Source organism: Candidatus Accumulibacter necessarius (assembly GCF_036625085.1).
Map to the genome: position 1 here is coordinate 502024 of NZ_JAZKUM010000002.1, position 14594 is coordinate 516617.

General features: G+C 63.4%; 14 protein-coding genes. 3 read left to right on the top strand and 11 right to left on the bottom strand.

The genetic code is table 11. From position 1 onward, the window contains the following. Positions 1-519: a hypothetical protein gene (locus V5B44_RS06615; protein WP_332358294.1), complete on the bottom strand. Its 519-nt coding sequence runs from the start codon at positions 517-519 to the stop codon at positions 1-3. A gap of 181 nt (positions 520-700) precedes the next feature. On the opposite strand from V5B44_RS06615, the gene V5B44_RS06620 reads away from it, so the two are divergent. The 3 genes from V5B44_RS06620 (at position 701) to V5B44_RS06630 (ending at position 2269) form a co-directional block, all read left to right on the top strand. Continuing rightward, entirely contained in the window at positions 701-1312 is a 612-nt protein-coding gene (locus V5B44_RS06620; protein WP_332358295.1) for an NUDIX domain-containing protein, read from the top strand. Between the two features lie 307 nt (positions 1313-1619). Further along, the gene (locus V5B44_RS06625; RefSeq protein ID WP_332358296.1) at positions 1620-1850 is read left to right on the top strand and encodes a type II toxin-antitoxin system Phd/YefM family antitoxin; all 231 of its coding nucleotides are present in this window, start codon (positions 1620-1622) and stop codon (positions 1848-1850) included. Then, positions 1847-2269: a type II toxin-antitoxin system VapC family toxin gene (locus V5B44_RS06630; protein ID WP_332358297.1), complete on the top strand. Its 423-nt coding sequence runs from the start codon at positions 1847-1849 to the stop codon at positions 2267-2269. Before V5B44_RS06625 ends, V5B44_RS06630 begins: the two co-directional genes overlap by 4 nt. A gap of 105 nt (positions 2270-2374) precedes the next feature. Here the strand turns inward: V5B44_RS06630 and V5B44_RS06635 are convergent, their stop codons facing one another. The 10 genes from V5B44_RS06635 to V5B44_RS06680 all read right to left on the bottom strand — a co-directional run bounded on the left by V5B44_RS06635 (position 2375) and on the right by V5B44_RS06680 (position 14510). Beyond that, on the bottom strand, positions 2375-2725 hold the full coding sequence (locus V5B44_RS06635) for a hypothetical protein (protein WP_332358298.1): 351 nt from the start codon (positions 2723-2725) through the stop codon (positions 2375-2377). Positions 2726-2794: 69 nt separating this feature from the next. After that, positions 2795-3535, bottom strand: a complete 741-nt coding sequence (locus V5B44_RS06640) for an SDR family NAD(P)-dependent oxidoreductase (protein WP_332358299.1) — start codon at positions 3533-3535, stop codon at positions 2795-2797. 664 nt (positions 3536-4199) lie between these two features. Continuing rightward, entirely contained in the window at positions 4200-4754 is a 555-nt protein-coding gene (locus V5B44_RS06645; protein ID WP_332358300.1) for a hypothetical protein, read from the bottom strand. Beyond that, positions 4751-6172 carry a serine/threonine-protein kinase gene (locus V5B44_RS06650; protein WP_332358301.1) on the bottom strand — a complete coding sequence of 474 codons (1422 nt, stop codon included), beginning with the start codon at positions 6170-6172 and terminating at the stop codon, positions 4751-4753. Before V5B44_RS06650 ends, V5B44_RS06645 begins: the two co-directional genes overlap by 4 nt. Next, positions 6169-7002 carry a Stp1/IreP family PP2C-type Ser/Thr phosphatase gene (locus V5B44_RS06655; RefSeq protein ID WP_332358302.1) on the bottom strand — a complete coding sequence of 278 codons (834 nt, stop codon included), beginning with the start codon at positions 7000-7002 and terminating at the stop codon, positions 6169-6171. Before V5B44_RS06655 ends, V5B44_RS06650 begins: the two co-directional genes overlap by 4 nt. Before the next feature lie 7 nt (positions 7003-7009). After that, positions 7010-8266, bottom strand: coding sequence for a serine/threonine-protein kinase (locus tag V5B44_RS06660; protein ID WP_332358303.1), 1257 nt, complete (start codon positions 8264-8266; stop codon positions 7010-7012). Positions 8267-8295: 29 nt separating this feature from the next. Then, positions 8296-10410: an FHA domain-containing protein gene (locus V5B44_RS06665; RefSeq protein ID WP_332358304.1), complete on the bottom strand. Its 2115-nt coding sequence runs from the start codon at positions 10408-10410 to the stop codon at positions 8296-8298. Positions 10411-10725: 315 nt separating this feature from the next. Beyond that, entirely contained in the window at positions 10726-11361 is a 636-nt protein-coding gene (locus V5B44_RS06670; RefSeq protein WP_332358305.1) for an ankyrin repeat domain-containing protein, read from the bottom strand. A gap of 160 nt (positions 11362-11521) precedes the next feature. Then, positions 11522-12091: a tetratricopeptide repeat protein gene (locus tag V5B44_RS06675; protein WP_332358306.1), complete on the bottom strand. Its 570-nt coding sequence runs from the start codon at positions 12089-12091 to the stop codon at positions 11522-11524. Positions 12092-12440: 349 nt separating this feature from the next. Further along, the gene (locus V5B44_RS06680) at positions 12441-14510 is read right to left on the bottom strand and encodes a putative bifunctional diguanylate cyclase/phosphodiesterase (RefSeq protein WP_332358307.1); all 2070 of its coding nucleotides are present in this window, start codon (positions 14508-14510) and stop codon (positions 12441-12443) included. Positions 14511-14594: the final 84 nt, after the last annotated feature.

A 14594-nucleotide genomic window follows, 5' to 3' on the forward strand; every position in this document is an offset into this window, starting at 1 on the left:
TTACCAGGCGTCGCGAGTCGATGATCCGCCAGGTTGCCGGTAGTCATCGCTGATCCAGGCGTTGACAGTGGAGGCGCTGAACCTGAATCCCGCATCGACGCGCACCCGGGCCAGTGCTTCGCCATTGCCATCGTAGGCTGTCAGGAGAGCGTGGGGATCGTCTTCGTCGGCCACGATGTCGAAGGTCACCTTGATCCGACCCGACTGCCCGTTCACGCTGAGCGTCTTGTGGTGCGTCGCATACAACTGCTGTTCGTGACGCCGCCGGACCTCCGCGGCGGTCTTGACCAGTGTGTTGAAGGCGGCTGCGTCCAGCGGCTTCGGGTTCTTCTTGTCACGGCCCATCGTCCAGGGGCCGACCAGCGCAGGTTCTGATTCGCCGTCCTTGATCATCTCCACGGCCCATCCGTCGTCGTCTTCGTTCTTGACGACGCGGGCCCGCCAGCCCTTGTTGATCCAGAGGCGAGGCTCAGTCACTGCGGTCGGCGGATCGGCCTCGTTCGCTACGTTCAATGTCATGCCGAATTTTACATTCCGCCGAGGCGCTGTCGTGCGACATTTTCAAACGCTGTCAGAATGAACACCTCGGCGCTCGGACCGAGCAGCTAGAGCGGGTTGCCGGACAGGCCGCTGAGAGACCAGTCCCGGCCGAGAAAATGCCCCGGGGCTACACTGAACACGCGACCGGAAGGAGATGCGCATGAGCAAAAAAGATGTCGAGATCCTCGATCGCGAGGTGTGCTACCAGGGCTTCTATCGGCTGGAGAGATTGCGCTTGCGTCACCGCTTGTTCGCCGGCGACATGAGCCCACCGATCGTGCGCGAGGTGATCGAGAAGGGAGACGTCGCAGCGGTGCTGCTTTATGACCCCGGGCGTGACGAAGTGGTGATGATCGAGCAGTTTCGCATCGGTGCCCGCGACGACCCGCGCGGGCCATGGCTGCTGGAGATCGTCGCCGGCCTGATCGAACCCGGCGAGACCCCGGAGCAGGTGGCGCGGCGAGAGGCCATGGAGGAGGCCGGTTGCACGGTGACCGATCTGCTGCCGATCAGCACCTTCTACACCAGCCCGGCGAAGACCTCGCAGCGCACCCATCTTTACCTGGGTCGAGTGGACAGCGCCAGTGCTGGCGGGATTCACGGCCTGCCCGACGAAGGCGAGGATATCCGCGTCGTCTGCCTGGCCGCCGAACAGGCGGTCAAGCTGGCGGAGGAGGGGCGGACCGACTCGACCTGGCCACTGCTCGCGCTCTTCTGGTTCGCCCGCCACCGCGATCAGGTGCGCGACCGCTGGCTGACAGGGGCCGTGTAATTGCCTGGACGCGTTGCGCCATCACGCGTCCGGAACAAGTACGGCTATCCGCCCGTCTTGCAGGAGGCGTCGGTAAAGAAAGTGCTCGCGCAAGCAAGGTTGCTGTCAGCGGAATGAGCAGAAGAATAGGCGGCGTCTCGCTGGATGGAACGACAGTCCCGGCCAACAAGCGCCGGTCCCTTGACACGCCACTGAACAATGTACTCGGCACCTTCAGCGGAAAAGAGACGTTGGGCTCAGGCATTTACAAAATGACCAACAAGCGCAAAAATAGGACTTTAGTTGACCACTTGAAAGGATTCGCATCATGAAAACGGCGACGATTGCCGACACCAAGTCGCATTTGTCGGCGCTGCTGGCGGAGATCGCGGCCGGGGGGGAGATCGTCATCACTCGCCGGGGAAAGCCCGTCGCCCGTCTGGTTGCCGAGCCGCAAGCGACCACTTTCGAGTGGTCTGACCTGCATGAATGGGTTGCTGCAGCGCCTCCAGCCGGTGGGCTGACCGTAGCCGAGATGCGCGAGCAGGATCTGCTGTGATCTATCTCGACACCTCACTATTGGCGGCGATCTTCTTCCGCGAAGCCAACGCCGTCGAGCTCGTTGCGCGGATCGAGCACATGCGGCAGCAGAGGCTGATGATCTCCGCCTGGACCTTGACCGAAATGGCCAGCGTTGGCGGCATTAAAGAGCGAACCGGTGTGGTCGATGCCGTCACACGCCGAACGGCGCTGGCCACCTTTCAACGTTTCGTCTCGGCCAAACTCGGGTTGGTGGAGATCGAGCCGGGAGATTTTCGCACCGCGGCCGTTCTCATTGACACGCCCGTTGCGCTGCGAGCCGGAGACGCGTTGCACCTGGCTGTTATCCGCCGTCTGAACGCCCGGCTGGCCAGCCTTGATCGTCGGCTATGCGAAGCGACAGACCGCCTGGGTATCGGTCGCGTCGAACTGGCATAGGCACTTCGCAATTCTGGGGACAGTATATGTAATTCCTCGTTCGGCGGACTGACGCCGACAGGCATCAGGACTGACGGGCGCAGCAAGCAGGGCGCACGCCCACGCCTACTTCGTTCGCGACGCTGGCGCTGCCGGGGTGTCCGCATCGTCGAGTGCATAAGCATCTGCGACGTAAGCCGGCCCTTTCATCACCATCACGATGAAGGCACCGATCCCCACGGTGAACACCACCGTCCAGTGCAGGACGAGGACACTGATCGCATAGATGTCCACCAGGGTAATGCTCGCGGCGACTTCGGCTGTGGCACTGTCCCAGAACACCAGTCGGGCGAGCAGCGGCGGTACGGCCATCAGCAGCGTGCCGAGCAGCAACAAGCGCGGCAGCAGGCGGAGAATGGTCCGTTCGAGCCCGGGCGGGGTTTCCACGAAACCGGGCAATCTATTGAAGAGGTTCATTTTCACTCCTTCCTTTCGCCAACAGGCGATGCTTATCCTGCGGGACTGACAAGCGCTAACTGATTACGTTCATTTGATCAGGGGCCGAATCGAGGAGAAGCCGCCGTCGATTGACCACACCTGGCTGGTCACACGGGCGGCGTGCTGTGAGAGCAGCCAGACGATCAGTTCCGCCAGTTCATCAGGCGAGCCGATGCCGGGCAGCGGATACTGGCGTGCCGCCGCTTCCCGGCCGCTGGCCGTGGCGAGGATGGCAGCCGCGGCAGGCGTCTCCATGATGCCGGGGGCGACGGCGTTGACCCGGATCCCGGCGGCCGCATAGGTGGCAGCGGCACCGCGCACCAGCCCTTCGACGCCGGCCTTGGCAGCCGCCACGGCCTCGTGGTTGGGGGTGCCGATGCGCGCGGCGGCCGACGATACCAGTACTGCAGCGCCGCCGCAGCGAGCTTCGCGCAGGCCTGCGACAAAGGCGGCCAGGGTGTGGAAGGCGCTGATCAGGTTGGCGCTCAGGCACTCGCTGAAGTCGGCCTCCGGCATGCGATGCAGAGCGCCGAGGCGGATGTTGCCGACGCAATGGGCGAGCGCGCTGGGTAGCAGTTCATGCGCTTTGGCGATTTCGATGATCTGCCGTGCTCCGGCAACGGTCGAGCAGTCGGCTGTCACCTGCAGGTGGTCGTCACCGTAGACGTGGGCCAGCCGATCACTGTACCGGCTGACCACGATGAGTTGCCAGCCGGTTTCGGCCAACCGCTTGGCGACCGATCGGCCGAGACCTCCGGCCGCGCCGGTGATCAGAGCTACCTTTTCCATGACCTCTCCTGTCTCACTGCTTGTGGGCATAATTGACAGCACGCCTGGAATGTGAGACGTACGCTCTGTTATAGACAATCACGTATGAGCAATCGTTTCGCAGATCAAGCGCCGGTACCGAAAAAAGCCTGGCAAGCGCGTCGCGGTCTTTTCGGCTTGCGTGGAAAGCCTCGTTCCTGCCTCATGTTCGTGCTTTTCTGGCATCTGCCGAAGCCGATGAGCGGGTATGGCCTATTCAGGTTTTCGATCGCGTCAGCACGTCTGTGATGCCACCCCTGCGAGCGATGTGTGTCCAGGACAAATAGACGCGCAAGCGAACGTTTCCGGCGCAGCAGGACTAACTGTGGAGGCCACTCTCCCGGCGGCTTCACGGGCTCGGCAAGCCAACTCACAGCTTGCCGTGATCGGCGCTGACAGCGTCGCTGAAACTCTGCTGCAAGCCTTCACACAACTGGGCGGCAGACCGCTGGCGCCATGCCGACACCGAATTGCCCCGCAGCGCGGGCTGCACCTGGGATGCGCAGTTCGGCCGGGGCCTCTGTCGCAACTGGATCAATGGCGGAAAGGTGCAGGGCACCTGGCTCAGCGGCCGGCAACTGGCGCTCCAGTAGTCGCAGGCAGAAGTGCTCCGTTTAGATCAGCGGGCCCTCACCCGAAAGCCTGATCATTTCTGATTGATGACCACCAGACTCGCGCTGCGCTGAAACTGCACCGTGCCACCTGAAAAGGCGACTTCCACTGCATAGACACCGGGGGGTGCCGCAGCCGGGATGCCGATGAACGCGTCCAGCTGCCACTTGCCGGGCTTCAGCTCGAAACGACGTGAAACGTCCTCGAAGACTGTATTACCCTTCAACGTGATGCGGCGGGAAAGGTCACCGATCACCACTTCTCCTGTGCGCAGGGGACACATCGAATAGACCATGCGGTGACTGAACTCGTCGCCAGCGGTGACCCGCGGTGGTAGTACCTCGTTCAAGTCAATGTCGACGAAGGGACGTTGCAGCTTGGCGCACTGGCGCTCCTTCCAGACTACGTCGGGATGGCTGACAAGCTTCTCACCGGGCTTGCGCATCCCCTTTTCCATGCGCCAGAGCCAGGACTGGACAGTGTCAGCCGGGCCAAGGCCCTGTCCAGTGGCACAGGCGGCGAGCAGTACGGCGCTGGAACTGACCAGCAGAGTACGCCATGGCGAGTTGGTTGCGGAAGCGCTGTTCATTTTCGTATGGTCCATCCTCCCGCCGAACCGGACTCGTCACGCTTGACCACCGGCGGGTTTGGGTCGTTGCGGACACTGGGCTGTTGCGGAGGTGCGGCCTTTGCTCGTGACTTTGCCGCCACCTTTTCTTGCGAAACAGAACTGGCGCGCTCGGTCACTCGCTCGCGAGCCGCGGGCGCCGGGGGCGGCAAGGGGATCGCGGCCGGCACCGACAGGGGGGCGCTGGCCGGTGGAATCGGATCGCCCACCGCTGGCCCACTGAGGGCAGTGGCCGGTGAAGGTTCGGATCGGGGCGACGGGGGCGCGGGCGGGACGCTCGCCTGAGGCTGATGCGCCGGGCTGGCACGCACTTCTGCCGGTGGGGCCGGAGTCTTGCTACCGCTCCACCAGGCCAGACCACCGAGCACCAGCAGCGCGCAAACCAGCGCAACGACGCCTGGGTATTTCTTCCAGATCGCCTGTCCGGGCAAAGCGCCGAGGGCTTCCGTTGCTGCCGCCGGCGGCACAACGCTGCCGTTTGTCGCGGTGACCGTTCCGCTCGGCGGGGTGATCATTCGTGTCGCTGGGACGGCACGGGGAGCCACGTCACCCACCGGCGCAGCGTTGGCGAGCACTCCTTCGAGCGCACTGCGAAACGCGCTGGCGTCCGGGTAGCGTTGCGCGGGATCCTTCGCCAGCGCTCGCGACAGGATATTCTCAAGCACTGGCGGAACGTCACCCACGAGCTGGCGCAGCGGTGGCGGTGGCGCCTCGATCTGCGCTTTCATGATTTCAAAGTCGGTCCCCTCGGCGAAGGGGACTCGCCCGGTCACCAGTTCGAAAAGCACGACGGCCAGCGAGTAAAGGTCCGAGCGGGCGTCGACATCCCGGCCCTGAACCTGTTCAGGCGACATGTACTCCAGCGTCCCGATCAGGTGCCCGCTGCGTGTCAGGCGCATCTTCTCGAGAATTCGCGCGATGCCGAAATCCATCAACTTCAGCGATCCGTCCACTGCCACCATCATGTTTGCGGGCTTGATGTCGCGGTGTACGACGCTGGCGTGGTGCGCGTGTTCAAGCCCGCTCAATGCCGCGATTCCGTAGCGTATGGCTTCCTGCCACGGCAGCGCGCCGCGGCGGGTGACGAGCTGGTCAAGCGTTTCGCCGGCGACAAATTCCATCACCATGTAGTACTGGTCGCCGTGGCGGAAGAAACGATAGACACCAGCGATGTTCGGATGGTTGAGGCGAGCCAGAGCGACGGCCTCAGTTCGAAACCGCTCGAGGATATCTGCGCGCGCAGCAAGTTCCGGGCGCAGTGACTTGATCGCGACATCTCGCTCCAGCATCGAGTCGCGGCCCTTGAAGACCTCGCCCATGCCGCCCTCGCCAATCTTGGCAACAAGTTCGAAATCACCGATCACCTGATTGCCCATCATTTGCCCTCCATCTGGCCAGCGAGCATCTCCCGTGTCACCGGCACCGGCTTCTCCCCTGCATTGGCGGGTCGAACGGCAACGACGCCGACGGAAATGTTGTCGCTGCCGTCCCGCTCGCGCGCAAGCTCGATCAGCCGCCGACAGGCAGTCTGGGGGTCAGAGGATTCCACCACCTGGGCAATCTCGCTCGGCTCGATACTGTCGTACAGGCCATCGGAGCAGAGCACGAAGCAGTCGCCGACATCCGGCCGGTCGCTGCTCTGGGCGGTGACAATCAGATCGGGGCGGGTGCCCAGGGAACGCAGCAGCACACTGCGCTCCGGGTGATGGCGTGCCTGCTCAGCCGTGATCAGCCCATCGCTCACCATCTGTTGCACGAGCGAGTCATCCCTGGTCAGTTGCGTTACCCGGCCATGAGAAAGCCGGTAAAGGCGGCTGTCACCCACATGCACAAACAACACCCGCTGCCCGACCAGAACCAGGACCGTGACCGTGGTCCCCATCCCCATAAGCGTCTCGTTCGCCTCAGCCGCGCGAAAAACCGCCGCATTGGCTTTGCGAAGCGCTCCTTCGATCGCCCGCTGAGGATCGTCATCCGGCGTGGCGAAGTATTGACGGCAGATCGTCTCCACCGCCAGTCTGCTCGCCACCTCGCCGCCGTTATGCCCGCCCATGCCATCCGCCACCACCGCCAGCACGCCTCGCCGATGACGTTCGTCGTGATTGCCGGGGGAAACGAAAGCGATCGCGTCCTGGTTGCCGGTTCGCACGCAGCCGATGTCCGTGGCCATGCAGGTCTCGACAGTGTAATACGCCGGTGCCTCCGTCATCGACGGCTCACTGTCGCCCTGTCGGTCGGAGCTGCCAGGCCAGAAACTCATTACCGATCTGGCGAACCTCGAACTCCACGTGTTCATCTTCATGCCCCTCTCGCTTGAGGATCAATGCAACATGGGCGCCTACCGGATACCGTTTTTCGAATACGGTCGCCGTCGTGCCAAGCAGTTTTCCATCTTCGTAGATATCTGCCGGGCCGTCGATGGTACCGATCCGCACCAGTCTCAGCGAGGCGCCCTGGGGCTCGGCAGGGAGCGCTTGCTCGGCGTTTGTCCTGGGCGGGGAGTCCGTCGGGGGAGCCGGACGCATCTTCCAGACGAACCCGGCCAGCACCACGCCGGCCAGCAGCAGTCCGGCGCCAAGCAGAGGCCAGTTTTCCGGCAAGGCCGACTGCCAGTCTGCTCGAGGCCGACTCGCCACCGGGGTACAGGCCGGCGGTGACCGACCCGATGTCGGGAGGTCGTCGAGCAGTGCACGGGCGTCAGCATAGCGCTCGGCAGCATCGCGGCGCAGGCAGCGCCCGACAATGCGCATGAGATCGCTCGATAGCGGCGACGACAGAGTTGGGGTGCGGTACTCTGCCCGGGTGATGCGATCGCAGAGTACACCCACCGAGTCGGCTGCGAACGGCATGTTCGCAGTCAGCATCTCGTAGAACAGCACGCCCAGCGACCAGACATCCGCCCGCGCATCCGCCGACTTGCCCCTGATCTGTTCGGGAGCCAGGTAATCCATCGTGCCGACGCAGCCGCCGACCATCGTCAGCTGCCTGCTGCTGGGATCCTTGGCAATGCCAAAGTCAAGCAGCTTGACCTGTCCACTCGCACCCAGCTTGATATTCGCGGACTTGATGTCCCGATGGAAAATGCCGCGCCCGTGGAGATAGGCAATCGCCTCGACCACGGAACGAAAGACGGCGACCGCTTCGTCCCCCGGCAAGCCGCCACGAGAACGCTGTATGCGATCATGGAGGGAGATGCCGTCAACATACTCCATGATGATGCACGGACGCCCTTCAAACTCGACAAAATCATATAGTTCGGCAATATTGGGATGATGCAGCCCGGCCTGGATTCGCGCCTCGTTGACGAAGCGCTCGGAGAGGCGCAGCCCGGGCTCGGCACGCGAGAGTATCTTGATGGCAACAACACGCCCGATCCTCGAGTGAACCGCACGGTATACCTCGCCCATGCCACCTGCCCCGAGCGATTCGAGTAGACGGTACTCGCCGATCACGGCGTTGGCGAGAGTCGTCATGAGCCGTCGGCGCTCGCGCAGTCAATTGCTTACTGGATCACGGCCTTGACTTCCATCAGATCCTTGGCGAACTTGATGGGTACCGCAAAGGTGATGGTCGGGTTACCGGCATAAAAGATCCCGACCACCCGACCGCGTTCGTCAAAAACCGGACCGCCGCTGTTGCCCGGACCGGTGGCGTTGGCAGTCAGCTGATAGGAATCGGACTCGCTGTAGTAATCACCTGTTGCACCGCCAGTCCGGGTCACCGTGCCGCGTATCACCTTGCCGATCGCCCCTGGCGTGACGGTCGGTACCGGTATGTCCACGATGGTCACGCCCGGATCGAGCATGTCCCTCGATTTGCCGGCAAAGAAAACCTTGGGGGACACCCCCGGGTAGCCGAGTACGGTGATCGGGTCGCCCGGTTTGACGCCACCATCGCCGCCCGACTCGGGTGCCAGCGGCGTGGGTTTGACCGCCGCCGGCGTGTCCACCTTGATCAGGGCCACGTCGTGCTCGTCCGAGACCCTGGCGAGTTTGGCAGGGATGCGCAGCTTGTTGTTGGCGAAAGTGACCTCCAGCCGGTCATGCCGTCCGGCAACCGGCTTCTGCTCACCGAGGGGCGTTTGCGACCAGACGCTTTGTTCCGGATACCAGCGGTGCTCGGGAACCTTCTCGACGGCGACCAGTTCCTTCTTCTGGTTGAATTCGAGCCGCACGCCCGCCGGTAGCACATGGGCGGTCTTCCACGGGGCAGCGACATGCCGATTGGTCAGGATGAAGCCATTCTCGGTCACGGCGAATCCCGAGCCGGAGTGGCTGCCGCCGATCGGCACGCTGTTCTTCTGCGTCTGGGGTGTCAATATCGGCTCCAGGTCACCTTTCGGCGTTCGCACGTAGGCCGGCTTGCCTTGCCAGGATTGGTGATACAGCGGTTGTCCCGACGTAAGATCTATCAGCTTCCAGCTCACTTCGATGTATACCGTCGACCCTGAATAGGCCGCGGCAATTTCCTTCGGCGTCATGACATCCTGCATTGCCTTGACTGTCGACGCGGTCGCCTCCGATTGCGTTTTTGCGGCCTGGACCTGCGAACTGGTCGCCTCGATCTTTTTGTCCGTCTCGCGGCCGATGAAGATGAAAGCGCCGACCACGACGGCTACCAGCGCCAGCACTCCTGCCACGATGTTGACCATCGACTTGCGCGACTCCACCTTGGTCTCGGTGATCAGCCGTTCAACCGTCTCCTTGCCCACTCCGCGCACGCCGGGCGTCATCGCCGAGGCACCGGCTGTCTCGCTGCCGGTGTTTGCAGCCGCGGCCGGGGCGACCGTCGCCTCCCGCGTCTTCGCTGCCTCGCGCAGATCGAACTGACGCGTTGCCCGCAGCGCGTCGGCAGGCGGCGGATCGAGCTGGAACGTGAGCTCTGGCCCACCAGCGCCGAACTGAATGAGGTCACCATGGTGCAGTGTGAGACTGTCGCGGATCCGCGCGCCGTTGACGAATACGCCGTTTCGACTGTTGAGGTCGACGAGCGTAAACCCCTTCTGCTGCGAATCGCGCTTGATCGTCGCATGGTTGCGGCTCACCGTATCGTCGCGCTCGGCGTCGTAGGAGACGCTGGCAGCAGGGTCGCGTCCGAAGGTGATCTCGGTTGTCGGCGCAACCGGGAAGCTCACCTCCTGGTTCGCTTTCGAGCCGGTCATGTGCCGGAGTACCACGCGTTGCGGCCGTACATCGGCGCTCGCCGCCGTCCCCAGCGAAATCTCCCGGGTGGGTGTTCCCTGCTTGAGATCAATCTGGCGTGTCGCCTTCGGCGTCAGAGCAGGCGGCGGGTCCATCTGGAAGCTGAATTCCGGGCCCCCGGCTCCCAGCTGAACGACGTCGCCGTGATGCAGCGCTGTGCTGCCGGTTATCCGCGACTGGTTGACGAAGACCCCGTTGCGGCTGCCCAGGTCGGTGAGGATGAAGGCCGTGTTCTGTGCAGGATCACGAGTGATTCTGGCATGGTTGCGACTGACCGCATCGTCGCGCTCCATGTCGTAGGCGACGGTCGATGCCGCGTCTCGACCGAGCGAGATCTCCTGCACCTGGTCGAGGGGAAAACTGACCTCCTGGTTTGCTTTCGAGCCCGAAAGGTGCTTGATGACGACACGTTCCATCTGACCATCCTCCCTGTGAGTGCCATTGAAAGTCGTTGACTACGGATACCCCACCCGCGAGCGAGTGTAACCCAAGGTTCATCGACCTTCAACTGTACGCCAAGAGCGGTCGGCACGCGTGTCGACACAGAGAGGGAGCGCGCGAATCCACTGATTTGATGCCTGTTTGCCGGTAGTGCGACGGCAGTTCTCCGAACTCGCCTGGCATCGTGTCTTCCCGATCAGCACTGACGACCATGACGAACGTATGCGACCTGGCGAGACGTTACAGGCGCGGCCTGCTTGTACGCCAGGCGGAGGGAGATTCAAAGGATGTCAATCAAACGATTCCTCTCCTGACAACGCCGGCCTTACCGAACTCGTGACGCTGTGCGGCTTGCCTTGGCTGCGTCCCCGGCGCAGCTCAACACGGTTGGGCGAACGCCGGCCCGGCCTGGCGCGCGTACTGCTTGCGTCGCTGCTCTGCTGCCATTCGGAAATCGACAGTGCGCCGCGCTCGCGTAACAGTCGCAGATGGTCCGGTCGCCGCCTGCCGTACTTCACGGCCAGGCGGTCAAGGTAGCGGAGCCCGGCGTCGATCGAGGCCCGGTCTGCCACTGTCGCTTCCTCGGGCAGCTTGACATTCCAGACCTCGTGCCGGTAAACGAAGTCAGCCCAGTCGTATAGCAACTCGTCCCTGGCGCGCATTCCGACTGTATTGGGATCGGCGCCGGCATCCAATAGAAGGCGCACCATCTCGGCGTCCATGTTCAGGACGGCAATGAGAAGTGGGCTTGAACCATCCTCACTGCGACCTTGCGGATCAGCGCCAAGGCGCAACATCTCGCGGATCACTTCGTACTTGGGCGTAGTCGGGAAGAACTCCAGGTCGTTGATGACCCGCTCGAGGATCGTGTCGCCGAAGCGGTCCTTGCCATTCAGGTCAAAGCCGGCCATGACCTGGGCCCGCATCGCCTCGATGTCTCCCCCACAAGCGCTCGATAAGAAGATTTGAGTCCGCTCCTCGACGTCAGGGTACGGCCGCCTGTTTTCCTCCATCCGAAACTCCTTTGTCAATATTCGCCAGGGCTCGAAGCCGCCTTGATCAGGCCTCTGCCGTTGTGCCATCCGGTCAGTGTGTTGCGAACGCCGCCCGCCTGAGCCCGGAAGGCTGGGCCGCGTTTCGTCCCTGGCCGGAAGGATGGTCTGCGCTGAGGCTTCTCCCGGCAGCAGGCAATTTACGGTTCGCGCTGGGGGAACTCTGGCGACAGGAAGATGCTGACAGGCGAGCGATTGCACGCTGCGCTGCCCGGAAATCAGGCCGTCCTGAAAGCGCGGACTGGAATGCGCTGATGGCCTGCTGATGACGGCGCAGGCGGAGCAGGACCAGCCCGAGGTCATACCAGGCGGTAGCCACGGCCGATCCGGGGACACGTGCTGCGCGCAGGCACTGGGCCGAGGCGCGCAGGCGGCTGTCGACGCGGAGGTGAGTGCCGTCGTCGAGGCCGCCGCATGCCGCCGCGTTGAATGCCTCAATAGCCTCTTCGCGGCGCCCGGTGCGGTAGTAAACCAGACCGATAAACTGCAGCGATACGAGATCATCGGGGATTGCCTGCAGGATATTGCGGGCAATCCGTTCGGCCTGCAGGAAATTCCCTGCCTGATAGAATGTGCCGAAAAGGTCGAACAGGGCGTCGATCATCGGCAGGCCTCCGGGGAGGCGAAAGACCGCCGCCGTGCCGCTGCCGCCTGGCTTGAAGTTGAGTCGACAGGTGCTGGCAATGCAATCGCCGGATGTGCACGGCGCGCCGGGCGAACCGCCGCAGGCGCCGGGGTGACCATCGGCAATGGACCAGCATCCCTGTCGGGCACCGTCAGGGCCATGGAGCGCTGCGTTGCGAGCCAGGCTGGACGCGCGGAACGGGTTGTCAGGGTAAAGCGGTTTGCTGTTGCGCTGGCTGTCCTGCCTGACATGATCATACCTCCATATATCAATGAACTGCCTGGATTCTGCTATGCAGGTCACAAGGTGGCCAGTGGAAAGTCTCCCGTTATGGGCGGGAAATTTTCCCGCCCATAACGGGCGAACCGCTGCCGCGGCAGACGAGCGAGTGACCCCATGTCTCGAAGGAAGGTACCCCGTGTTGATGTCCTGCCGCGGTCAAAACCGCCGAATCGTGGTAGGACAGGCGTTCGTGCCGCGCGGTCCAGGCCGCTGCCGGCTGCCATGAGCCGACCCAGCGGGGCAGCTCCGCGGCCGGCATCGGACAGGCAATGCCGTAGCCCTGCGCCAGCTCGCAGCCGAGCCGAAGCAACAATTCACCGTGGGCGACGGTTTCGACGCCTTCGGCGATCACCTGACGGCCAAAGGCCCTGGCCAGGCGTACTCCCGCTTCGACGATGGCCAGTCCATCCGGGTCGTTGAGGATGTCGCGCACAAGGCTCCGGTCGAGCTTCAGCAAGTCCACTGGCAGGCCCCGGAGCGAGGTGAACGAGTAGAAGCCGCTGCCGAAGCCGTCCAGAGCCCAGCGTACGCGCATCGCGTGGCAGGCATGCATGAGCCGGGAGATGTGTGCCAAGGTGCCGAGCGTGCTTGTCTCGGGGACCTCCAGCTCCAGGCAGCAGGGGTCAACATCGGGGTGGACGGCGAGCAACGCGAACAGGCGCTGCGCGAAGTCGTCCTGCTGCAGCTGGCAGGCGCCAACGTTCACACTGACCGGTACGCTCAGCCCCGCACTACGCCATTCGGCCATCTGCGTCAGCGCCGTGGCGATTACCCATTCGCCCAGTTCGATGCTGAGCGCCTGGTCCTCGATGATGGGCAGGAAGGCGGCGGGTAGCAGCAGGCCTCGTGCAGGGTTCTGCCAGCGGATCAGCGCTTCGGCGCCAATGACCTGGCCGGTTTTCATGTTCACCTTGGGCTGGTAGTACAGGACGAACTCGCGTCGGTCGAGGGCACGGCGAACCGCTTCCAGTTTTTCGCGCCGGGTCTCGCGCCGGGATGTCACCACCGCCTCCTGTCTGGCCTCGAACAGGCAGCAACGGTTCTTGCCCGCCTGTTTGGCCCGATACATGGCCTGGTCGGCATGGCGCAGAAGCAGCTCGACCTCGTTCCCGTCCTGCGGATAGATCGCCACGCCGATGCTGGAGGAAACCTGCAAGATCTGGTGCTCTGCCGTTACTGGTTCCGCAGCGGCCTGCAACAAGCGTTCGAGTACCGGCTCCCCGTCGTCGGGCCATTCCAGATCGACCAGCACGGCAACAAACTCGTCGCCGCCGATGCGGGCCAGGGTGTCACCCTCCCGCAGGGCTTTTTTCATGCGTTGCGCAACGGCGACCAGCAGTGCGTCGCCGACATCATGCCCGTGGAGGTCGTTGACCACCTTGAAGCCGTCGAGGTCAATATAGACCACCGCCAGGGAGCGGGCGCGCCGCTGGTTCTGGGCCAGGGCCTGACGCAGACGGTCGGTCAGAAGCAGGCGGTTGGGCAGGCTGGTCAATCCATCGTAGTAGGCTGCGCGTTCAAGCTGTTGCTCACGTACCTTCATGGGCGTGATGTCGCTCAACAGGGCAACATGGTTCCGCACCGTTCCGTCAGCATTGCGCAGAGCCGTGACGGTCAGCATTTCCGCGTACACCTCGCCGTTCTTGCGCTGCTTCCAGACTTCGCCGGACCAGTGCCCGGAGGCGACGAGTGCCAGTGACATCTCGCTGAGGCAATCCGGATGCCAACCGGACTGGAGCATGAGCGGCTGCCGGCCGACGGCTTCTTCGCGGCTGTAGCCGGTAATGCGGGTAAACGCTTCGTTCACGGCGACGATGGTGTTGGCAGCATCGGTGATCATGATGCCCTCGCGGGCATGCGTGAACACGCTGGCGGCAAATTGCCGGTGATTTGCTGCCATCCAGGGCAGGGGCTCCTGCCCCTGCTCGCCCGTTTCGGGCACTCCCTGCGCGTCGCCAACCTCCCCCTGTTTCGGCCGTGCCATCGAGTGGTCCAGCCATTCCAGGAGCAGTTGCCGTGCTTCGTTCTCGTCGGGCCGGGCACGGCGAGGAGGCTGCTGTCGCTTTGCTGCGGACCAGCACAGCCGGCAGATCGATCTCGATGCGTCAGCTTTCATGTCTTTCTCCATGGTTTCCCGATTCAAGCACTCGGGTGGCTTTAGGCGATCGGATTTCCTGTTGAGCCGCGCATGGCGCCCGCC

Bases quoted from the DNA above. Each gene is read 5' to 3' on its own strand.
- V5B44_RS06665 (WP_332358304.1), bottom strand. From the start codon at position 10,410: ATGGAACGTGTCGTCATCAAGCACCTTTCGGGCTCGAAAGCAAACCAG.
- V5B44_RS06615 (WP_332358294.1), bottom strand. From the start codon at position 519: ATGACATTGAACGTAGCGAACGAGGCCGATCCGCCGACCGCAGTGACT.
- V5B44_RS06645 (WP_332358300.1), bottom strand. From the start codon at position 4,754: ATGAACAGCGCTTCCGCAACCAACTCGCCATGGCGTACTCTGCTGGTC.
- V5B44_RS06635 (WP_332358298.1), bottom strand. From the start codon at position 2,725: ATGAACCTCTTCAATAGATTGCCCGGTTTCGTGGAAACCCCGCCCGGG.
- V5B44_RS06640 (WP_332358299.1), bottom strand. From the start codon at position 3,535: ATGGAAAAGGTAGCTCTGATCACCGGCGCGGCCGGAGGTCTCGGCCGA.
- V5B44_RS06675 (WP_332358306.1), bottom strand. From the start codon at position 12,091: ATGATCGACGCCCTGTTCGACCTTTTCGGCACATTCTATCAGGCAGGG.
- V5B44_RS06620 (WP_332358295.1), top strand. From the start codon at position 701: ATGAGCAAAAAAGATGTCGAGATCCTCGATCGCGAGGTGTGCTACCAG.
- V5B44_RS06660 (WP_332358303.1), bottom strand. From the start codon at position 8,266: ATGACGACTCTCGCCAACGCCGTGATCGGCGAGTACCGTCTACTCGAA.
- V5B44_RS06670 (WP_332358305.1), bottom strand. From the start codon at position 11,361: ATGCGGGCCCAGGTCATGGCCGGCTTTGACCTGAATGGCAAGGACCGC.
- V5B44_RS06680 (WP_332358307.1), bottom strand. From the start codon at position 14,510: ATGAAAGCTGACGCATCGAGATCGATCTGCCGGCTGTGCTGGTCCGCA.
- V5B44_RS06655 (WP_332358302.1), bottom strand. From the start codon at position 7,002: ATGACGGAGGCACCGGCGTATTACACTGTCGAGACCTGCATGGCCACG.
- V5B44_RS06650 (WP_332358301.1), bottom strand. From the start codon at position 6,172: ATGATGGGCAATCAGGTGATCGGTGATTTCGAACTTGTTGCCAAGATT.
- V5B44_RS06625 (WP_332358296.1), top strand. From the start codon at position 1,620: ATGAAAACGGCGACGATTGCCGACACCAAGTCGCATTTGTCGGCGCTG.